The organism is Paenibacillus sp. FSL H8-0283, from assembly GCF_045040675.1.
In the GTDB taxonomy this organism is placed as follows: Bacteria; Bacillota; Bacilli; order Paenibacillales; family Paenibacillaceae; genus Paenibacillus; species Paenibacillus amylolyticus.
Window position 1 is genome coordinate 2005311 of record NZ_CP150295.1, and the last position, 21525, is coordinate 2026835.

Genomic DNA, 21525 nt, shown 5'->3' on the forward strand with positions numbered 1-21525 from the left:
TTCGTTATAATACAGATATAGTTTGGAAGGAGTTGTACACTTGGACACGAAAATTTTACACACACTGGAATATCGCAAAATTTTAAATACATTGCTTAGCTTTGCCCAGACGACCATGGGAAAAAAGAAAGCGGAGCAACTTGAACCAAGCAGTGAACTTGAAGAAGTGAAGCGGTTGCTGCAGCAAACCGATGAAGCCTTCACATTTGATCGCTTGAAAGGCTCACCGTCATTTGGGGGAATTGTAGATATTACGGCTTCCATCAAACGTGCTGAAATTGGAGGCACACTTAACCCTCACGAACTTTTGGGAATATCCAATACAACCTTTGCAGCGCGGCGATTGAAACGTCAGATTGGTACTTTGCATGAAGATGAGCCCATCGAATCATTGTTCTATATCAGTGATCAACTGTCAGAGCAAAAAACGCTTGAGGATGCCATCAAAATCTGTATTGACGATAATGCAGAGGTTGCCGACAGTGCAAGCGTAACGTTGGCGCAGATTCGTCGTGAGCTGCGAGGCGGAGAAGCGCGGATTCGCGAAAAACTGGATTCCATGATTCGATCCTCTACCGTATCCAAGATGCTTCAAGATCAGCTCATCACCATCAGAGGAGACCGTTTTGTTATCCCGGTGAAAGCTGAATATCGTTCGTACTTTGGCGGGATTGTGCACGATCAATCCGGTTCGGGTGCGACATTGTTCATTGAGCCGGAATCGATTGTTGCAATGAACAACAAATTACGCGAGACTCGGATTCGGGAAGAACGCGAAATAGAAATTATTTTGCAGAAATTGACGGCACTTGTCAGTGAGCAGGGAGAGTGGCTGTTGTATGATGTCGACTTGCTGGGATCACTTGATTTTATCTTTGCCAAAGCACGTCTGGCTCGTGAACTGAAAGCAACATTGCCTCGCATGAATGACCGCGGGTTCCTGAAGCTCAAGAAAGGCCGTCATCCACTGATTCCGATTGAAAACGTGGTACCAATTGACATAGAGTTGGGCAATGATTATACATCCATTATCGTGACAGGTCCCAATACGGGTGGTAAAACGGTAACGCTCAAAACAATTGGATTGCTGAGCCTGATGGCCATGTCCGGTTTATTTGTTCCGGCTGAGGATGGCAGTCAGTTATGTGTATTTGATGCGATCTATGCAGACATTGGGGACGAGCAGAGTATCGAGCAGAATCTGAGTACTTTCTCCAGTCATATGACCAACATCATTCGCATTCTGAAAAACATGACACCAAAAAGTTTGGTATTACTCGATGAACTTGGCGCAGGGACAGATCCGGCTGAAGGTTCCGCACTGGCAATCTCCATGCTGGAGCATATGCACCGGACGGGATGTCGCATGGTTGCAACCACTCACTACAGTGAACTGAAAGCATACGCATATGAGCGTAAAGGTGTCATTAATGCCAGCATGGAATTTGACATCAACACACTGAGTCCAACCTATCGCCTTCTGGTGGGTGTACCTGGACGAAGTAATGCATTTGCCATTGCAGAGCGACTGGGACTGCCGGGTTACATTCTCGACTACGCCCGTGGGGAAGTGAAGGAAGAGGATCAACGGATTGAGCACATGATTGCTTCTCTTGAAGAGAACCGTCTTACGGCTGAACAAGAGCGTGAGAAGGCAGAGAGCTTGCGCCAGGATATGGAGAAATTACGCAGTCGTCACCAGACCGAACTGGAGAAACTGGAACAGCAACGTGATCGCCGGATTGAAAAAGCAGAAGAAGATGCACGCAGTATTGTGGACAAGGCTCGCGCGGAAGCGGAGAAGATTATAGCAGATCTTCGCCTGTTGGCTATGGAAGAAGGTGCTTCCGTGAAGGAGCACAAACTCATTGCTGCCCGCAAACAGCTGGACGAGGCTGAACCGGAGAAACGCAGAAAAACGGTTAAGAAAACGGCAACAGCGCCGAAGACTCGTGCTATCGGTCCTGGTGATGAAGTGCTTGTCTACAGTTTGAATCAAAAAGGCCATGTTGTAGAGATGGCGGGCAGCAAAGACGCTATGGTACAACTGGGGATTATGAAAATGAAAGTATCCCTGGATGATCTGGAACTGCAGCAATCGGCTCCCGCAGCCAAACCAAAGCAAAAACCGGTAACGGGTATGAAGCGCACACGTGATGACAATGTGAAAAGTGAATTGGATCTGCGTGGTACCAACCTGGAAGAAGCCCTGATGGAGACAGACCGGTTCATTGATGAAGCTTTCCTTGCCAACCTGGGCCAAGTTTATATTATTCATGGTAAAGGTACAGGAATTTTACGTTCCGGTATTCAGGATTACCTGCGTAAGCATAAACATATTAAAAGCTACCGGCTGGGCAATTACGGAGAAGGCGGGAACGGTGTGACCGTCGCAGAATTGGAATAGCCGGTCCATGAATCAATGATATTCTGCGACCTTATTCATGAAGGTCGCAGATGGGAGAGGGGAACGGTGCGTGATAGAAAGCATTGACCAATTGCTGTCTCATCCCTTGGGGATGGTACTCGGTTTTTTCTCGGTAGCGATTATGGAGCTGCTCGTATTTCTGGCTTGCTTCGAACTGGTGACCAAGTATAAATGCTGGACGGAGATCAAGAAGGGCAATGTGGCCGTTGCGATGGCTACAGGAGGCAAGATCTTCGGGATCTGCAACGTATTGCGGTTCTGCATACAAGCGAAATCTTCGGTATATGAAGCCATGACGTGGTCATTTGTAGGGTTTATCCTTCTGCTCATTGCCTATTTTTTGTTTGAATTCCTGACACCCGTGTTCTCCATTGATAAGGAGATCGAATCGGATAACCGAGCTGTCGGATTGATATCCATGATTATTTCAGTCTCGCTGTCGTTTGTTATTGGCGCGAGCATTATCTAGGGGGACCAGTCATGAAGATATTGATACGGATTCTGTTTGCGGCATCGATCGTGTTTTTTGCCATCGGTGTCATCTATGTAATGAATACATGATTATATGAAAGAGAAAGGTTGATCAATATGGAAACAACAGTATGCCCTTGGTGTCAGACGGAGATTGTATGGGATGAGGAACTCGGTCCTGAAGAAGAGTGTCCTTATTGCCACAATGAGTTAAAAGGATACCGTACACTCAACATTAACATCGATGATGAAGAGAACGATGAAGCTGAGGACGACATCTATGATGTAGACGATGTAACGAACGAGAAACAGACTACGGATCTTTCAGATCTGTGGGGGGATGAAGTCGAACTCAAATTGCCGGAGTTGCGAACGTTAACCAAATACGCGGATGAAGGTAATGATCTCATTCAGTATGAACAAGGTGTACAGAAGCAACTTGATCATCAGGAAGAAGTACCAGAGTGCCCGAATTGCCGGGAATTCATGATTCTCGCAGGTACACAAGCTGCAACGCAGGATAACTTCACACCAGTTGCTAACGCAGCTTCAGGCGAAGGGTCACTATTGGCATCACCGTTTAAAGTATTGACCTATGTATGCTCTGGATGTTTCCAAGTTCAATACAGTCTGTCTGAGGAAGATCGTCTGCGTCTGATCAAGAACCTGAGTACGCAGGGATAAACATTTCGGAGATTCTAACCAATTTCATAGCAATCCTGAAGATTCATCATGTTTTCCTCTTGCTTGGGGCACGTTAACCCTAAGACCTACCTGTACATAGTTCACTTCAGGTGGATGAAGGAGGAGCAGATGAAGATTACTTTAGGCCGACAATCCATTCTGCTTTTGGGCGTGAATGGATTGTTTGCGTTAGCCGGAGCGCTGTCGGGAACCTTTTTGAATGTGTTTCTGTGGAAAAGCCGTCCGGATTATGCCATGTTGGGGTGGTTCACTCTCAGCCAGCAACTGGCCATTGGACTGACATTCTGGCTTGCTGGCAAATGGGTCAAGGAACATAATAAAATGAGTGCACTACGACTAGGTACTGCGCTGTCCGGCATATTTTATATGATAGTCCTCTGGGCTGGTTCCAAAGCTGTAGACTGGATATGGCCTCTGGGTATGCTAATAGGTTGTTCCTTGGGGTTATTCTGGATTGCATTTAATGTTGTGTATTTTGAAATAACGGATCGGGAAAACAGGGATCTATTCAATGGCTGGGTCGGGTTACTTGGTTCGATGACAGGAATTATAGGTCCATGGTTCTCCGGTCTGATTATTACTCGCATGACAGACAACACAGGATATCGGCTCATCTTTACGGTATCACTCGTTATTTATGTCATAGCAGTAGTTTTTAGTTTTTTTCTGAAAAAAAGAAAGGTGAGCGGTACATACCGCTGGTCGGAACCTTGGATACAGCTATCCAAGCGGGATAGTCCCTGGAGGACCTTAGGCTTGGGTTTATTCGCTCAGGGTGCACGTGAAGGTGTCTTTGCCTTCCTGATTGCACTGCTTGTATATTTGGCTACCGCACAAGAGTACAAATTGGGGCAGTTCTCACTCATCACTTCTGCTGTGGCATTAGTAAGTTATTGGGCAGCCGGGAAATGGTTTAAACCACAGTATAGATCAAAAGGAATGTTCATTGGAGCTCTCATTCTGCTCGTTGTGCTTCTTCCTCTTCTCTGGAAAGTGACCTATGGTACGCTGTTAATCATGGGGATTGGGAGTGCTGTTGCGATGCCGTTATATGTATTACCGATGATATCAGCGGGATTCGACATGATGGGCACAAGTGGCGAAAATGTGGAGAAAAGGGTTGAACTTGTCGTTTTGAGAGAGTTATGCCTGATGCTTGGCAGACTATGTGGGTTGGCCCTATTTATTGTGACGGTCTTAAATGCTCCGTCTCTACGCATGTTAACCTGGCTTATTATTGTCCTCGGTGCTTCTCCGCTAATTGGATGGATCTTTATGCGCAAGTTATTGAACCGAACGGAAGGGCAAGAGCCCTCGGCTTAGCAGGCTTCCCAATATATAAACAGGGTACAGCGGCGGGAAAAGAGAACTTTCCGTGTGCTGTACCCTGTTTGTAGTTGTATTGATTCAGTTGTTGGTTATACAGGAGATGGTTTACTTGTACGTGTGAGAGAGAACAGATCCATATCAGGGTTTTGTTTGCCAGTAATAGCATCCACAATTAAGGAAGCAGCAATCATGCTGTATACGGTCCCGTTACCTCCATATCCTTCTACAAAGTACGAATTCGGATAGTCTGGGTGTGGACCGATTAACGGAAGACCATCATGGGTGCTTCCAAAGACAGCCTCCCAAGCGTAATCGACTTCGAGATCAGGTAATGGGAAATACTCGGCAATCTTCTGTAGCAAAATCTCACCTTTATGAACCGCCTTGATAGCCCGTTGTTCTTCTCGAGGACGATTCTCATCAAGTCCACCTGCAATAATTCTTCCGTCTGGAGTTGTGCGCATATATAGATAAGGTCGTTCGGTCTCCCATATCATGCATTGCTTATACCAGCTACTGAGATCCTGTAGTGGCTTGGTAGCGATAGCATAGGTGCTTTGAAGATATGCGCCCCTGTCCTTTTTAATTTCTTGTGTTTCATAGCCTGTTGAGAAAATAACATGTTTGGCACGTATAGTGCCATGAGGTGTGTAACATAGGACACCATTCTCATCATATTCACAATGGGTGAATTCACTATGAGCATAGACTCTTGCTCCTTGACGTGAGGCTGAGTGGAATAGTGAGTGAACCAAACGATAGGGATTAACCTCAGCATCCCCGCTTGTGTATAATGCAGCACGTTTGCTGAACGGGAATAGTGCACTGATTTTTTCCTGATCCCAAAGCTCCACATCAAATCCATAATGTTTCAGGTTACGATATTCTTCCTCCAGCAACGATACATCTTCCTCGTTACTGGCACAATAGAGACTTGTGCGAGGCACAAACCAAGGATCAATCTCAAGCTTCGATGAAATTTTTTCGAGATGGTGCATGGCATCCCGGCATAATTCGTAGAATCGAACACCGCGCTCTTCTCCAAATGTCTCGATACAAGAGGTGAGCGTTTTGTCATTTGTATATTGGAGCAGGCCCGTATTTGCCATACTACTGCCATAACCGATATTTCTTTTGTCAATAACAACGGTGTCAATCCCCTGATCCGTCAAAAGCTTGGCAGACAACGCGCCTCCCATTCCACCACCGATGATTAGACAATCACAGGACAGGTTTTCTTGCAAAACAGGATAATGGGGATGGGAAGTAAAGGTAGTTGGCCAAAATGTTTTTCCGTTAATAAGTTCCATTATTGATCACCTCTGTTGAATATAGTTGAAGTATACTTTTTCAGGTTAGGGTAACAATAAATTCGCAATAACTTTAGATTAAGGAGGTCAGATATACATGCAAAACTCACAAATGCAAGCACTGAGCCCCAAGGAACTGAACTATATTGCGGATTCAATTTCCAATGAGGAAATGTTAATCAAACAATGTGCAGCTACAGCCTCCATCACACATAATCCGCAAATTCAACAGGCGCTGAATCATTATGTTCGCTCACATGAGCAGCATCTGAATACTCTTGTCAATGCGTTACAGCAACATCAATCTCTTGCACCAGCGCAATCACAGTAAAGTTCAAAACATGACAAGTTATTTTAAAGTATAGGAGGAAAATACGTGTACACTCAATCTTTGTCATCTGGTGGAAATTTTATGCAGGAGCAGGATCTGCTGAAGTCGATTCTTGCAGATTTAAGACGAACCTCACGCGAATATACGACTGCGACAACGGAAGCTTCCTGCCCCATGACACGTCGAATGTTCACAGACCTGACGAACGATACCCTAAGATTACAAGGGGAACTGTTCAATCTGATGCAGCAAAACAACATGTATTCTGTCTCATCCAAGGCACTTCGTCAGGATGTGGACAAGCAAATTCAGTCCGCCCACCAGACCCAACAAAAGTGTCAGCAGTTCATTCAGGAAAAGAATACGCAGAACAGTTCATATAGCCAAGCTCCTAATGTGCCGCAGCATCAACCGAATTACGGTAACCCTTATTACATGTAACCTTTGCAAAAGAGGTTTGAAGCACCTAGTGGTAAAGGACCATACCACCGCTTGCCTGAATTCAGGGCAGGCGGTCTTTTGTCTATGCATCAACGTCAAATTCATGTAATATAAGTATTAATTCATTTTCAGGAACCTGGATGATGCTGGAGGGAAAACCATGAAAGATTTGAACGATCTGCAATTAAAAGTTCTGGATCTGCTAAAGGAAGACGCGAGAAGGACTCCCGCACTGCTGTCGACGCTGCTGGGGGAGTCGGAAGACAAGATCAAGAACGCCGTGGCACAGCTAGAACAAGACCACGTCATCGTGAAATACGCAACCGTCGTGAACTGGAGCAAAATAGATGATGAAAAAGTAACGGCCCTGATTGAAGTGCAGATCACGCCGGAGCGTGGTCGTGGTTTTGAAGGGATTGCCGAACGTATTTATCTCTATCCGCAAGTAAAGTCCGTATATCTCATGTCCGGTGCATACGATCTGCTCGTTGAAGTGGAAGGTGGCAACCTGCGTGAAGTCGCTAATTTTGTGTCGGAGAAACTGTCTCCGATAGACTCTGTACTTTCAACCAAAACGAATTTTATTCTTAAAAAATATAAGCAGGACGGGATTATCTTTGAAGACCATCAGGAAGACAACCGTCTCATGATCTCGCCGTAAAGGAAGATGTGTCATGATAGTGAATGAACAGACAACCGGGAACAACAAGAAAATGACATCTTATCTGGCACCCCTCGTGCAGCAGATACCTCCATCCGGAATTCGTAAATTCTTTGATCTGGTTGGAGACAACAAGGATATTATCACTTTGGGTGTGGGTGAACCTGATTTTGTTACCCCTTGGCATATGCGTGAAGCTTGTGTATACTCGCTGGAAAGAGGTATGACCAGTTACACATCCAACGCAGGTATGCCGAAGTTAAGAGAAGCTATTAGTGAATATCTGGATACTCAGTTTGATACCAAATACGATCCCAAGGATGAGATTATTGTTACGGTGGGTGGCAGTGAAGCGATTGACCTGGCTTTGCGAGCATTAATCGTACCTGGTGACGAGATTCTCATTCCTGAACCTTCGTACGTGGCGTATTCACCAATCGCTTCAATCGGTGGCGGTATACCAGTTGGTGTTGATACCTATGCGAAAGATCAGTTCAAGTTAACGGCCGAAGCACTTGAAGCTGGCATCACACCGAAGTCGAAAGTGGTTATTCTGTGTTATCCGAGTAATCCGACTGGAGCCATCATGACGTATGAAGAGTGGCTGCCTATTGCTGAAGTGATTAAAAAGCATGATCTGATTGTGATCGCGGATGAAATTTACGCTGAATTGACGTATACGCAAAAACATGTTAGTTTTGCAGCTATCCCTGACATGAAGGAGCGGACCATTCTCGTAAGCGGATTTTCGAAGGCTTTTGCAATGACAGGTTGGCGGATCGGTTACATGTGTGGTCATCCTGAGCTTATTGCAGCCATGCTCAAAATCCATCAGTATACGGTAATGTGTGCGCCGGCCATGGGTCAGGTTGCTGCACTTGAGGCGTTGACAAATGGTTTGGGTGAGAAAGATCGGATGGTAGAATCGTATAATCAGCGTAGACGTTTAATTGTGCAGGGCTTCAGAGATATTGGACTTGATTGTCATGAACCTCAGGGAGCATTCTATGCATTCCCGAGCATTCAAAAGACGGGTATGAGTTCAGACCTGTTTGCTGAGCGATTGTTAACGGAGAATAAAGTGGCTGCTGTTCCGGGCAATGTTTTTGGCCCTCAGGGTGAAGGCTTCTTGCGTTGTTCTTACGCTACTTCTGTAACCCAATTAAATGAAGCTTTGGAACGAATCGGAAACTTTGTTTACAAACTGCAAAAAGAGGGTTAATACTAAAGTAGAATCTTTTTACAAATGTGACATTTTTATCATTGAAAAAAAATAACTTTCTTTTACAAAATAATGTGATATAATTTCAATTTGAAATAAGTTTTCATAAATTTGGAAACCATTTTTCCAAGGAGGGGTTAGCTTTGTTTTGTGTTGAATATGATTTACCGACGAATCGTGGGCACTATCTGGCAGAAGGCGATCATGGCGACCGATGGTCGGTGAAACCCGATAACGCATCTTTGCATGACATTTCCTTGGAAGATGAAATTCATATGCTTCGTCGCAAGATGGAACAGATCTTCCTCGAAGAGAAATCATTCACATCCGATATTGTAATTGAAATCAGCAGTTTGCTGGATTTAAAGATTAATGAATATATGAAGGCTAACCCGATTAAAGCAAAATAAACGTTTATGCTGGATTGAAACGTTTCATTAATTGAATTAGAAAGTAAAGAAAGGGAGACCTGAGAAGGTCTTCTTTTTTTGTGTGTAAAGGCAGGGTGATCCCCCGATAAGCCAGGTTATTTTTTTGCGTGGAACAATTGTGATATATTGGACATAGGAGACTAAAGGGGGAACTGGAATGAAGAGATTTTGGGGGCTTACTGCAATCATTTCTATCGTTTTTCTGCTTGCTGGTTGTGGAGGTAAAGATGGTTTTTCCATATTCATCATTGATAACCAAGGAAATCCATCTGTAATCTCAAAGCAGTTACAGGCCAATCTGCAACAGAAACTGGGCGAGGAACCCAAGGTAGAAGTGATCACCAGTGCGATGTATGATGTTCAGAAAATTATGGTAGAATATGCGGCTGGAGGACATGATATTTTCATATTGCCTGAATCCGACATGAAACAATACGGAAGTAATGGTTCCAATGTTCCGCTGGATGATACTTTTGATCCCAAGAAGTTTGAACGGGGTGTATTTGAGGGTGGAGTATTGGTAGAGAAGGGTGAAGGAGATGGAGGTTCAGATCTCAAGCAAGAATCACATCTTTACGGCATTCCACTCGAAGATATGAAAATGTTTAAAGATGTAGAATATGCTGCGAGCAATTTGTTCGCTACCATTCCAGTGTCATCTTCCAATGTCGAAGAATCCAAAAAAGTGCTGAAGGCGCTGACAGAGTAAAGAAAATTCAGAATGGCTATGGAAGGAGGGAAGCGGATTGCTGATTACGGTCACAGGCGGCATAGGTAGTGGTAAAACCCGGTTTGCCCTCAAGTACGCAGCCGGGATTAGCCGGGAGGGTGTATATTTATCCACCGGTGATCATGATCCCGTTATTCCCGAATTGCCATCCGCTCATTATCGTGCCATTCATGCCGGGAACGGTCAGCATCTGACAGAGGTGATCACCCAGATTAATCGGGAATCCAATCTGTTTTTGGCGGATCAGCGAATTGTAATTGTAGACAGTCTGACCTCCTGGATGGCTGCCGGTTTCAGGGCAACAAAGGATCTGGATCATCAGCGTTCAGAGACACAGCTTTTGCTTGATGCATTATTGTCTTATCAGGGGAAGTTGCTTGTGATTACCAATGAAATGCATGGCACATTGCATCCTACCGAGGAAGAACGAATATTTACAGCGAGAATGGCTTCGGTTAATCGGATGCTGCAGATACATGCTGAAAAGATGTACTTGCTGGTATCTGGTCTGGCTATCGATCTTAAAAGTCAGGGCATGCGAAATGAAGATGAACGATAGTGAGATGACATAAACGGGTGATATAAAGAAGCCTCCTTAACCACGAATTGGTGGCGAGGAGGCTTTATTTATTAAGCTATTCTTTTTATTTCCGCTTTTTGCTACGTCTGACCCACCAGATGATACATCCGATGAGAATGATGGCCAGAATGACATACACTACAATGGAATAGACATCCATAAAGTGCAAAATGCTCTCCCATGATGCGCCAAGCGCAGCACCAACGCAGACTAGAATAACATTCCAGATCAATGTACCAATGGTTGTGAAGAGAAGGAATAAACCAAATTTCATATTGGACATGCCTGCGGGAATGGAGATAAGACTACGAACGAGGGGAACCATTCGGCAGAATAATACGGTCCACATGCCATATTTGTCAAACCATGCATCGACACGGTGAATATCCTCTTTTTTGATGCGCAGAACATGTCCCCAGCGTTCCACAATTTTCTCAAGGCGTTCGACGTCAATGAGTAAACCAATACCATACAGGATCACAGCACCAAAGACAGAACCAATAGTTGCGGCGATAATAACTCCTGGAAGAGTGAGACTGGTATAGGTGGTCATAAATCCGCCAAACGGCAAGATGATTTCGGATGGAATCGGGGGAAATACGTTCTCAAGAGCAATAATGAGTGCAATGCCTATGTAGCCGTATTGTTCCATGAAATCGGTTATCCAGTTTTGCATAATCGTCTCCTTTACTTTTGGTTTCCTTTGATTTGTCGTATACTCGGCAGAGCACACCAATTCTTATATACGTGTAAAGCGATAGACGGGTTTCTGAAAAAATGGCATTCCCGTATTCATTATTATATTACCAATTGGAGGGATAACGATGGGCATATATACACGAACAGGTGACGAAGGACAGACTTCGGTCATCGGTGGACGCGTCATCAAGGATGATGACCGAGTTGAGGCTTATGGTACGATTGATGAGTTGAACTGTTTTGTAGGCCAGGCGATCAGCCTTATTGACTCGGCTCAAGGGGAATTTGAAGATCTGCGTGAACACCTGCTGGAAGTTCAGCAGGAACTGTTTGATTGCGGGTCGGATCTGGCCTTTGTGAAGATTAGTGAGACGAAATATAAGGTGAGAGATGAAATGGTCACACGTCTGGAACAATGGATCGACCAGTATGATGCAGAGAATCCAAAAGTGGAACGATTCATTATTCCAGGTGGCAGTCAGCTGTCCTCTGCTCTTCATGTGTGCCGTACTGTATGTCGTCGCGCAGAGCGTCGCACGGTAACACTTGGACAACATACAGATATTAATCCGTCTGTACGACGGTATCTAAACCGACTGTCTGATTACTTCTTCGTGGTTGCACGGACGGCCAACGCGAGACAACAGGTGGCCGATATTGAATATGTGCGGAGCAAAAAAGTCTTCCGCCGCAAAGAATGAGCCAGTATTATTCGCCGATTGTCTACACGGTGACCGAACAAGAAGATGGCTGGCTGCTGAAGACCGTGCTTCAGCGGCGGCTGCTGGTGTCGCGTAAGCTTTTGTCCAAAATTAAGCTGACGGAGCAAGGTGTCATGCTTAATGGAGAGCGCGTGTACATTAGCGTCAAGGTAGCTGCGGGTGATGTCGTTGAAGTTCGGATGGAGCAAGAGGAATCGGATGATATTTTGCCCGAGCCTATTCCATTTACCGTTCTGTATGAAGATGAGCACTTGCTTATTGTCAACAAGGATGCGGGCATCATCGTTCATCCGACACATGGACATTACACAGGTACTTTGGCAAATGGTGTTGTTCATTACTGGAAAACCAAGGGCGAGCGTTTCCGGTTCAGACCGATTCATCGACTTGATCAGGAAACGTCAGGTGTGCTCGCAATAGCCAAGAACCCTTATGTGCATCAGCATGTTTCTGAACAGATGATCGCTGGAACAGTAGACAAGAAATATATTGCACTTGTGCACGGCAGCCCTGTCCCGGAACAAGGGGCAGTAGATGGCCCGATCGATCGCGATCCTGAAGAGCCACACCGCCGAATCGTAACACCTGATGGTTACGCTGCAAGAACGTTGTACACAACCTTAACACGTTGGTCAGGGGGTAGCGCCAGTGCGATAAGCCTCAAGCTGGAAAGTGGCAGAACCCATCAGATCAGGGTACATATGACGTCCATCGGCTGCCCGTTGATAGGTGATCGAATGTACAAGACACTACCTGTGCATGATATCGATGAGCAGACCATGGCTGTTCGAGAAGAACGGGATACCTGGATTGAACGCCAGGCATTACACGCTTGTGAATTGACGTTTGAACATCCCATTCTAAAGGAACGCATAACGTTCCAAGCTCCTTTTCCAGCAGATATGGCCGCGCTAGAGAAGCGTTTGAATGATGAGGCAGCTCCCAGAGAAGAACTGTAGGAAGCTGCGAAGGGGCTCTTAGTTTTGCACCTCGTATCGCAGTTTCCTGCACAGCCTGTCCTGTTTGGAGTTCAACGCTGTTTGTCTTACCCTTGTGAGGGATGCTTAATGCACCCGAACAACATGCCGTAGGCTAATCTTTATGGTTCTATGGTTAATGTATTGATGTTTACCAATTTGATGTTAAATATTTCAAGAATTCAAATCTCAAAAGCTTTTAAGGATACAAAAGCTGTAAGATTTTGATCCGAAAAAATATAGCCGAATGTGAGTTTTTTATCTCATTCGCAAAAGTCAGTAAAATTACATGGCGATGGTATCAATTTGGAGCGACTTTTGGATTTGCGAAGCAAACCAAGGGAAGTGAGAAGTCGAAACCGGAGCAGAGGAGGAACACATACCATGAGTAACTTAAAAATATATCAATATGCCAAATGCGGCACATGCCGCAAAGCTGTAAAATGGCTTGAAGCTCAAGGACATGAGCTGGAGTTAATCCCTATTTTTGACTCACCGCCTTCAGAATCTGAACTAACAGAACTCATCCAAAAGAGCGGGCTGGAAGTGAAAAAGTTCTTTAATACGAGTGGGGAAGTATACAAAGAACAACAATTGAAGGACAAGCTTCCAGGCATGTCCGCTGATGAACAGATTCGTTTACTGGCTTCCAATGGTCGACTGATCAAACGTCCGATCGTTACGGATGGAGAAAAGGTGACGGTTGGATTCAAGGAAGAAACATACGAGCAGGAATGGAATAACGCATAAACGCGCTGAATATCAGCCTTGAATTGTTCAAAATTCAGGGCTTTTTTGGCTGAACGATGGTTGGCGGAACTATGCTATAATGATAGAATTAGTTTCGATATTTTATATGCTAGATTTAGATAGGAGAGAACAAATTCAAGTGAATCAACGTAATGAACCTACTTTGTTGCTGGTAGACGGTATGGCGGTGTTGTTCCGTGCTTTTTATGCGACATCTGCAAGCGGATATATCAGACGTACAAAGGCAGGATTGCCTACCAACGCAGTCTACGGATTTATCCGTTATTTCTGGGATGCGGTTCAGACTTTTGGGCCAAGTCATGTCGTATGTTGTTGGGATATGGGCGGTAAGACGTTCCGCGGTGAAGAATATGCAGCCTACAAAGGCAACCGGGCCGAAGCTCCGGATGACCTGATTCCCCAATTTGCTCTGATTCGTGAAGTCATGGATAGCCTGGGTATTCCGAATATAGGTGCACAAGGATTCGAAGCCGACGATTGCATCGGGACGCTTGCGAAGTATTATACCGAAGAGACCGATATGAATGTTATGGTACTGACGGGTGACCACGACATGTTGCAACTGATCAATGACCGCACAAGTATCATTATTATGAAAAAAGGCCATGGCAACTACATGGTGTACAACCCTGAAACGCTCATGGCTGAGAAACAACTGACACCTCGTCAAGTGATTGACATGAAGGGTCTGATGGGAGATGCCAGCGACAATTATCCGGGAGTACGGGGAATTGGTGAGAAAACAGCGTTGAAGCTTGTACAGGAATACGGCTCCATTGAAGGGATTCTGAGCAACATGGATAAACTGACCCCTTCGGTGCGTAACAAGATTGAGAATGATCTGGACATGCTTCATCTGTCCCGCAAACTGGCAGAGATTCATTGTGCTGTTCCGGTTGCCTGTGCGCTGGATATCTGTGAATTGCGTCTTGATCCGGATATGGTGATGGACAAGTTTGAACAACTTGAGATGAAGAGCCTTGGCTCTTGGATGGGAGTGGCAATAGGGTGAGCAACATGAATAACGTACGAACAGGCAAAAAGTGGTGGACAGGGGCTATGGCCCTCGTCCTGGCCTTGCCCGTAATTCTTTCGGGAGCAGTAAGTGCACCACAGACAGTGGATGCCAAAGCAGCAATTAACACCAAAGTACAGAAAGTAAAAGCAGCAGGACGTAATTTTACCGTACAGACCGTTTCGATTCCAAAGGGAACACCGGTTACCGTGGGACTCGCGAAGAAGCAAGTTGGCCAGACGGCAACATTGCCATCGATTGTGAAAGCCTATGGTGCGCAAGCAGCCATTAACGGAGCATTTTTTGAAGCATATAACGGAGCACCAGATCCATACGGTATGTTAATAGCAAATGGTAAGGTCATACATATTGGAAGATACGGAACATCCATCGGATTTAAGGAAGACGGCTCGGCGATCATGGATTCACTTCAAGTGAGTTTGACAGGTAAAGTAACGGATACAAAAGGTAAATCACGGAGTTGGTATGCAACCTTTATTAATCGAACACCTTCAGCGAACGCAAGCATTACGATGCTGTATACGCCTGAACGAGGTGCCACAGTCGGATTCAAAGGTGGCACTGCGGTTGTCATGGAGAAAGGTATCGTGACCAAAAAAGTGCCCAATACAAATGTAGCGATCCCTAAGAATGGCTCGGTACTGGTTTTCACAGGTAATCAGAAGTCTTCTTCGGACCGTTTCACCGTTGGTTCGACCGTAGAAATGAATTATAAGTATACGAACGCAGCAGGCAAAGAGATCCCTTGGCAAGATGTAGTGACTGCTGTTGGGGCAGGACCCCGTCTGGTAAAAGACGGTAAGGTAGCTGTCAATCCGACGAGCGAAGGTTTCAAGGATGCCAAGATTCTTAATGCTTCCGGAGCCAGAAGTGGTATTGCGATCATGGCAGACGGTTCTGTTATGCTGGCTACCGTTTCCGGAGCAACAATCAAGGAGTGGGCAGCGGTGATGCAGAAGCTTGGTGCCAAACAGGCCATGAATCTGGATGGCGGTGCTTCCTCGGGTATGTATGCCGGGGGCAAAATGCTGACTTCTCCAGGTCGGCTCTTGAGTAATACACTCGTATTTGGCGGCTCTGTGCGTTAAAAGAAAGTGATTATGGGAGGTATGACGCAAATGACACTCACATCTGATCGAAAGCCAGGGGAGAGCAATGCAGCTGTTCTGGCCATTAATGTAGGCCTGCCGCAGCCGCTCCCTGGGCAGAAGCGTGAAGTGCTGAGCGGCATTGTGAAACATCCTGTATCCGACGCGGTTTTCCTGTCATTCACTGGAATGACAGGGGACGCGCAGGCGGATCTGGTGCATCATGGCGGCCCTGACAAAGCCGTTTGTGTATACGATTACAGTCGTTATCCGGCGCTGGAACAACTGATGGATCGCAAGCTGGATTGGGGAGCTTGTGGAGAAAATCTGACGGTTGAAGGCTGTGCCGAAGAAGACGTACGGATTGGCGATGTGTACGAGTTGGGCGAAGCCACAGTGCAGGTCAGTCAGCCCAGACAACCTTGCTTCAAGCTGGGTGCGAGGTATGATTATAAGGAGCTGCCTGTTTATTTTCAGGAGAGTGGATATACCGGCTTTTACTTTCGTGTACTGCAAGAAGGTGAGGTAGGGCCTTCATCGATATTTCGACGGATCAGCACCGATCCAGCCTCAATGACGGTTCTTGAAGCCAATCGAATCATGCATCAGGGGAAAGAAAATGTCGAAGGTATTCAGGCGTTGCTGGCCATTCCTGCGCTGTCAGACAGCTGGAGGCAAACGTTAATGAAACGATTGTTCAAGCTGGAGAACAAGTAGCAGGGTAATTATCGTGTCATCAAGTAAAGCAATTCGAATTCCTTTTTAAACTAACTTGGGAGTGTGACTAACATGACGATCTTAGGCGCAATTGAAGCAGGCGGAACCAAATTTGTATGTGGTATTGGCACAGAAAACGGAGAAGTTCTGGAACGCGTAAGTTTTCCAACAACAACACCGGAAGAGACCATGGCTCAAGTGATTTCATTTTTTGAAGGCAAAGGCATTGAAGCTCTGGGTGTAGGTTCATTCGGTCCGATTGATCCGATTGAAGGAAGCCCAACATATGGTTATATCACAACAACACCAAAACCACATTGGGGACAGTATAACGTGATTGGCAAGCTCAAGGAGCATTTTGATGTACCGATGACATTTGATACGGATGTGAATGGTGCGGCACTTGGAGAGGCAACCTGGGGCGCTGCACAAGGTCTTGAGAGCTGTCTGTATATCACTGTGGGTACAGGTATTGGTGCTGGTGCTGTGGTTGGCGGTAAAATGGTCCATGGATTGTCACATCCAGAGATGGGACATATCATTGTACGCAGACATCCGGAGGATACATACGAGGGTTTCTGTCCGTATCATGGTGACTGCCTCGAAGGCCTTGCAGCAGGACCGGCCATTAACAAACGTTGGGAGCAACCGGCTTATGAGCTGCCTGCGGATCATAAAGCTTGGGAGATCGAAGCACATTACCTGGCACATGCACTGATGAATTATGTACTCATTCTCTCTCCGCAGAAAATCGTCATGGGTGGCGGAGTAATGAAGCAGGAGCACTTGTTCTCGATGGTTCGTAGCAAACTGCAGGAGTTGCTGGCTGGATACGTTCAGCATCCGGCACTTCAATCTGACATTGACCAGTATGTTGTTTCACCAGGACTAGGTGACAATGCGGGTCTGTGTGGTTCGCTGGCGCTTGCCAAGTTGGCATTGAATAAGTAGGTCATTAAGGGATTGACGAATTTTACCATTGTGGTATGATATGGGCAACAGCATAGTACGGTTAATGAGGAAGCACCTCTCTTGCATGGATTTTGCAGGAGGGGTGTTTTTTTGTGCTGCCTGTAGGTAGTATCTCTAACTCGTATAAGCTGAATATTCAAAGGGAGGGAACGAAAATGGAAGTCATTTTCATGAACAGATTGTCCAGAATGTCAGATCAGAATGCAGAGTATGCACAGTTATGGATTGGGGAAGAGGAAGATAGTTGGCAGCTGGGATGGAGTCGCTACGAGGAAGGAGAGCGTGAGGACAGCATCTGGTATGAGGGGACTTCTTGGGAGGAGCTGCTTCATATTTACCGTCATCAGCTTGCCATACAGATGAGTGAGGGGTACCGACCGCAGTTGCAGGGGTTATTTCATGAGAATGATGATCTGAAGTCACGCAGTTATGGTGGACAGCGGCTCCATTGTTACAGTGAGTTATACGGCAATGAACAATTATATACGGATCTGTGCACATGGCGCAGGAAGAGAGCTGTGTCTGACCGGAAGGCACCGTATTTTATTGCAACCAATCGTCTGCTGCGTTTGATTAGTGCCTTTGTTCCGCAATCGCTGGATGAACTGATGCAACTGCCGGGCGTAGGAGAGAGCAAAGCAACTGAGTATGGTGCGGAATGGATGGAGATTACAACCGGACTGGAGCGTTCAACGACATTCCCGCTGGACTGGGTATACACGGCGCTGAAGGAAGAAGAGTATGAGAGTTGGTTATACAAGCAGAGAGAGCAGAAGTATAAGCAGGAACTTGATAAGTTCACCACGCGTAAGCAGGTGCTTGAAGGCATGAAGGAAGGGTATACGTTAGAGGAGATTGTTAATCGATCCGGATTATCCCGACGTGAGTTGGTTGAGCTGTTAGAGGCACTGGATCATGAAGGTTATGACACCGATTGTCTTCTTGATGTGGAGCTGGCAGTGATGCCAGAAAACGAACAAGAGGCCGTATGGAGTGCGTATGAGGAGCTTGGAGATACGTTCCTGAAGCCAGTATTACATAAGGTGTATGGAGGAGAGAAACCCGATGGAGGAAGTCTGGAGCAGGTCTATGAAAGACTGCGCATGATTCGAATCCGCTTCCGTCGGCACGCAGAGACAGAGAAGAATGTTGGTTAATAATCAGGAATGAAAAAAGACGAGGCGTTTCTCCGGAGGAGCGCTTCGTCTTTGTTATTTCATACGAGTTCATACCCAGTCTTTCTTGCGGAAAATGAAGAACATGCTCAGGCCCAGGGTAACCATTAGGCCAATCACAACAAAATAGCTGTATTTCCAGTTAAGCTCGGGCATATTCGTAAAGTTCATACCGTATATACCGGTAATGACCGTCAGCGGCATGAAGACCGTGGTAATGGCGGTAAATACACGCATGATTTCATTCGCCCGGTTCGCAATACTGGATTGGTAGGCTTCTCGCAAGTTGCCCATCAGGTCGCGATAAGTCTCAAAGGTTTCAGATATTTTTACAGCATTCTCATAGATGTCACTGAAATACTTTTGCAGTTGATCATCGATGAGACGCAGATCTTTTTTATTCAAGGTGTTAATAACCTCTTTCTGAGGTCCAAGGACTTTTTTCAGCCACAGAATCTCACTGCGTAGCCCGATGATTTCATTCAGATGTGACTTTTTGGTGTGCATCAGAATGTCTTCCTCAAGCTTCTCGATCCGTGCTTCAATTCGGTCACCTACGGTGAAATAATTATCAACAATCAAGTCAACCAGCAAATACAGCAGACGATCCGGTGTACTGATTTCCTGTTCCCACAGGATGGGTTTCAGTGTGCGCAATTCGCTGACCTTGTGCTTGGTAACACTAATAATGAAATGTCTGCCGAGGAATAAGTTGACCGCACGTAGAAATATCTCTTCATCATCAAAACGGATGCTATTAATCACAATAAAATAATGGTTCTCATAAATTTCAATCTTCGGACGTTGTTCTTCGTCACTAAGACAGTCTTCCACAGCCAGATCATGCATCAAGAACAGCGGCTGAAGTACCGCCAAATCGTCTATGTCTGCATCAATCCAGTAAAATCCTTCCGCTGGTGGAGTCAGCGCCTGCTGAATGTCGTCCACCGGAATAAATACACCGTTGTTTACCAACCGGATTTTCATCGTTAATCTACTCCTTCTGCACCCGCCAACTTGGCGGATATTATCATTATGGGCGCAAAAAGAACAAATCAGCCGGTCGGCAGCGGAGCCTGGAGATCAGGGCTGCGTTCACTATATAATCAAACGGAAGTCACGTCCCGTTGCCGGCATGCTGATGTTAATTCTTTATGCAGTTTGTCGGAATTCGGCTGCCAGTCAGGCCTCGGGTCGCCATCCATTTAATATGTCACCTCTCACATAAGGGTTTATAACACCTTGTTTAGTATACCGCTGGTACAAGGTGCTTTCAAGCGCAAAAATGTGTCTATTTCGCGCCCTGAGGCAGTGTATGACAACGGATGATGAACGGTTCCGATCTGGGAAGCAGACATCGAACTGCAACTTGACGTGAGGGCATTAATGTAATAAAGTAGACGGTGAACCATATTTAATTACAATCTAATACAGCGAAATCTTATCAAGAGTAGGTGGAGGGACTGGCCCGATGAAACCCGGCAACCGGCGGTATACCGCACGGTGCTAATTCTTGCAGCGACTAAGTGTCAGGTGGCACTGTTGTAACTGAGAGATGAGAGAGGCGCATATCTATTTTACATATGACCTTTCTCGAAATCCGAGGAAGGTCTTTGTCATATGCCCCGACTTCTCAGCAGTGATTTTCGCTAAGGAACTTGAGGTTGTTTGTAACGTTGGATGAAAGAGCAATTCAATGTTTTTACAAGCTCAAGGCAGTCTATAACTGTATTGATGTGAAGACATCAAGCCAAGGGTGGCTGCATCTATCTATGCACAAGGAGGAGTTAGACTTACTATGCCAATCAAAATACCCGATACTCTACCAGCAAAAGAAGTACTTGAAGGAGAGAATATCTTCGTCATGGATGAAACTTCTGCATATCAGCAGGATATTCGTCCACTCCGTATCGCTATATTAAACCTGATGCCCACAAAGGAAACGACCGAAACACAATTGCTTCGTCTGGTGGGAAACACGCCTATTCAGGTGGATGTCGTTCTTGTACATCCCAAATCCCATACGTCGAAGAATACGTCTCAAGAGTATTTGGATCTGTTCTATAAAACCTTTGATGAGATTGAGCACCGTCGTTTCGATGGAATGATCATTACGGGTGCCCCGGTGGAACAGATGGATTTCGAAGACGTGAACTATTGGAATGAAATCCAGGAGATCTTCGAATGGACCAAAACCAATGTGACTTCAACCCTCCACATATGTTGGGCTTCCCAGGCAGGTTTATACCATCATTTTGATGTACCCAAGGTTGCACTTGATGAAAAGTGTTTTGGCGTTTTCCCACATACCATCAATAAACCACATGTTCCATTGTTGCGTGGATTCGATGAAGTATTCAACGTTCCACATTCCCGTCATACGGAAGTGAGACGCGAAGATATTGAAAAGAATGAGAATTTAGAGATTTTGGCTGAATCCGAGGAAGCGGGGATCTTCCTGGTTGCTACCAAAGACGGCAAACAGATTTTTGCCACAGGACATGCCGAGTATGACCCGTTCTCATTAAAGTGGGAGTATGACCGGGATGCAGCCAAAGGGTTGGATATCGCATTGCCTAGGCATTATTATCCGAATGACGACCCTTCCCGTGTGCCACCAGCTACTTGGCGCGCTCATGCCAACTTATTATTCTCTAACTGGCTCAATTACTATGTGTATCAAGAAACACCTTACGATATTGGCCCGCAAATCTAATCGAGATTACAGG

23 protein-coding genes and 1 riboswitch are annotated in these 21525 nt (G+C 45.7%); of the genes, 20 read left to right on the forward strand and 3 right to left on the reverse strand.

What is annotated here, in order from left to right; all coding sequences use genetic code 11:
* Nucleotides 1-40: 40 nt before the first annotated feature.
* From MHI52_RS09205 to MHI52_RS09220, 4 genes are all read left to right on the forward strand, one after another.
* Nucleotides 41-2407 carry an endonuclease MutS2 gene (locus MHI52_RS09205; protein ID WP_047842259.1) on the forward strand — a complete coding sequence of 789 codons (2367 nt, stop codon included), beginning with the start codon at nt 41-43 and terminating at the stop codon, nt 2405-2407.
* Between the two features lie 37 nt (nt 2408-2444).
* Nucleotides 2445-2897, forward strand: coding sequence for a DUF350 domain-containing protein (locus MHI52_RS09210; protein ID WP_081745925.1), 453 nt, complete (start codon nt 2445-2447; stop codon nt 2895-2897).
* A 119-nt stretch (nt 2898-3016) separates the two neighbouring features.
* Entirely contained in the window at nt 3017-3583 is a 567-nt protein-coding gene (locus tag MHI52_RS09215) for a hypothetical protein (RefSeq protein ID WP_340026925.1), read from the forward strand.
* A gap of 129 nt (nt 3584-3712) precedes the next feature.
* A complete protein-coding gene (locus tag MHI52_RS09220) occupies nt 3713-4927 on the forward strand; it encodes an MFS transporter (RefSeq protein WP_405158907.1) in 1215 nt (404 codons plus the stop codon).
* A gap of 95 nt (nt 4928-5022) precedes the next feature.
* On the opposite strand, the gene MHI52_RS09225 is transcribed toward MHI52_RS09220, so the two are convergent.
* Entirely contained in the window at nt 5023-6243 is a 1221-nt protein-coding gene (locus MHI52_RS09225) for an NAD(P)/FAD-dependent oxidoreductase (RefSeq protein ID WP_405158908.1), read from the reverse strand.
* A gap of 97 nt (nt 6244-6340) precedes the next feature.
* On the opposite strand from MHI52_RS09225, the gene MHI52_RS09230 reads away from it, so the two are divergent.
* From MHI52_RS09230 to MHI52_RS09260, 7 genes are all read left to right on the forward strand, one after another.
* Nucleotides 6341-6574, forward strand: a complete 234-nt coding sequence (locus MHI52_RS09230; protein ID WP_047842262.1) for a hypothetical protein — start codon at nt 6341-6343, stop codon at nt 6572-6574.
* Between the two features lie 45 nt (nt 6575-6619).
* Nucleotides 6620-7015, forward strand: a complete 396-nt coding sequence (locus MHI52_RS09235; RefSeq protein WP_047842263.1) for a spore coat protein — start codon at nt 6620-6622, stop codon at nt 7013-7015.
* A 160-nt stretch (nt 7016-7175) separates the two neighbouring features.
* Complete coding sequence (locus tag MHI52_RS09240; RefSeq protein ID WP_024628343.1) at nt 7176-7676, forward strand: Lrp/AsnC family transcriptional regulator; 501 nt, start codon at nt 7176-7178, stop codon at nt 7674-7676.
* Nucleotides 7677-7689: 13 nt separating this feature from the next.
* On the forward strand, nt 7690-8898 hold the full coding sequence (locus tag MHI52_RS09245; protein ID WP_047842264.1) for an aminotransferase class I/II-fold pyridoxal phosphate-dependent enzyme: 1209 nt from the start codon (nt 7690-7692) through the stop codon (nt 8896-8898).
* Nucleotides 8899-9086: 188 nt separating this feature from the next.
* On the forward strand, nt 9087-9308 hold the full coding sequence (locus tag MHI52_RS09250) for an aspartyl-phosphate phosphatase Spo0E family protein (protein ID WP_179198508.1): 222 nt from the start codon (nt 9087-9089) through the stop codon (nt 9306-9308).
* Between the two features lie 178 nt (nt 9309-9486).
* Nucleotides 9487-10038 carry a hypothetical protein gene (locus MHI52_RS09255; protein ID WP_405158909.1) on the forward strand — a complete coding sequence of 184 codons (552 nt, stop codon included), beginning with the start codon at nt 9487-9489 and terminating at the stop codon, nt 10036-10038.
* 37 nt (nt 10039-10075) lie between these two features.
* On the forward strand, nt 10076-10618 hold the full coding sequence (locus MHI52_RS09260; RefSeq protein WP_036610092.1) for a bifunctional adenosylcobinamide kinase/adenosylcobinamide-phosphate guanylyltransferase: 543 nt from the start codon (nt 10076-10078) through the stop codon (nt 10616-10618).
* 85 nt (nt 10619-10703) lie between these two features.
* Here the strand turns inward: MHI52_RS09260 and MHI52_RS09265 are convergent, their stop codons facing one another.
* On the reverse strand, nt 10704-11315 hold the full coding sequence (locus tag MHI52_RS09265; protein WP_405158910.1) for a DedA family protein: 612 nt from the start codon (nt 11313-11315) through the stop codon (nt 10704-10706).
* 148 nt (nt 11316-11463) lie between these two features.
* Here MHI52_RS09265 and MHI52_RS09270 point away from each other — a divergent pair, with 148 nt between their 5' ends.
* The 8 genes from MHI52_RS09270 to MHI52_RS09305 all read left to right on the forward strand — a co-directional run bounded on the left by MHI52_RS09270 (nt 11464) and on the right by MHI52_RS09305 (nt 18778).
* Entirely contained in the window at nt 11464-12039 is a 576-nt protein-coding gene (locus MHI52_RS09270; RefSeq protein ID WP_036610088.1) for a cob(I)yrinic acid a,c-diamide adenosyltransferase, read from the forward strand.
* Entirely contained in the window at nt 12036-13019 is a 984-nt protein-coding gene (locus MHI52_RS09275; RefSeq protein WP_405158911.1) for an RluA family pseudouridine synthase, read from the forward strand. The genes MHI52_RS09270 and MHI52_RS09275 overlap by 4 nt, the downstream gene beginning before the upstream one ends.
* Nucleotides 13020-13421: 402 nt before the next feature.
* Nucleotides 13422-13787 (forward strand): arsenate reductase family protein, encoded by a 366-nt coding sequence (locus MHI52_RS09280; RefSeq protein ID WP_047842267.1) that lies wholly within the window; start codon nt 13422-13424, stop codon nt 13785-13787.
* 139 nt (nt 13788-13926) lie between these two features.
* Nucleotides 13927-14820, forward strand: a complete 894-nt coding sequence (locus tag MHI52_RS09285) for a 5'-3' exonuclease H3TH domain-containing protein (RefSeq protein ID WP_017689620.1) — start codon at nt 13927-13929, stop codon at nt 14818-14820.
* A 5-nt stretch (nt 14821-14825) separates the two neighbouring features.
* Nucleotides 14826-15932 (forward strand): phosphodiester glycosidase family protein, encoded by a 1107-nt coding sequence (locus MHI52_RS09290; RefSeq protein ID WP_306068570.1) that lies wholly within the window; start codon nt 14826-14828, stop codon nt 15930-15932.
* A gap of 30 nt (nt 15933-15962) precedes the next feature.
* Nucleotides 15963-16649: an MOSC domain-containing protein gene (locus MHI52_RS09295; RefSeq protein WP_405158912.1), complete on the forward strand. Its 687-nt coding sequence runs from the start codon at nt 15963-15965 to the stop codon at nt 16647-16649.
* A gap of 72 nt (nt 16650-16721) precedes the next feature.
* Complete coding sequence (locus MHI52_RS09300) at nt 16722-17600, forward strand: ROK family protein (RefSeq protein ID WP_127544410.1); 879 nt, start codon at nt 16722-16724, stop codon at nt 17598-17600.
* 176 nt (nt 17601-17776) lie between these two features.
* Nucleotides 17777-18778 (forward strand): HRDC domain-containing protein, encoded by a 1002-nt coding sequence (locus tag MHI52_RS09305; protein ID WP_405158913.1) that lies wholly within the window; start codon nt 17777-17779, stop codon nt 18776-18778.
* A gap of 69 nt (nt 18779-18847) precedes the next feature.
* Here the strand turns inward: MHI52_RS09305 and corA are convergent, their stop codons facing one another.
* On the reverse strand, nt 18848-19783 hold the full coding sequence (gene corA / locus MHI52_RS09310) for a magnesium/cobalt transporter CorA (RefSeq protein ID WP_036669804.1): 936 nt from the start codon (nt 19781-19783) through the stop codon (nt 18848-18850).
* Nucleotides 19784-20234: 451 nt separating this feature from the next.
* Nucleotides 20235-20358: riboswitch (SAM riboswitch) on the forward strand.
* A 236-nt stretch (nt 20359-20594) separates the two neighbouring features.
* Between corA and metA the strand changes: the two genes are divergently transcribed.
* On the forward strand, nt 20595-21512 hold the full coding sequence (gene metA, locus MHI52_RS09315; RefSeq protein ID WP_036610071.1) for a homoserine O-succinyltransferase: 918 nt from the start codon (nt 20595-20597) through the stop codon (nt 21510-21512).
* The last annotated feature ends 13 nt before the right edge of the window (nt 21513-21525 follow it).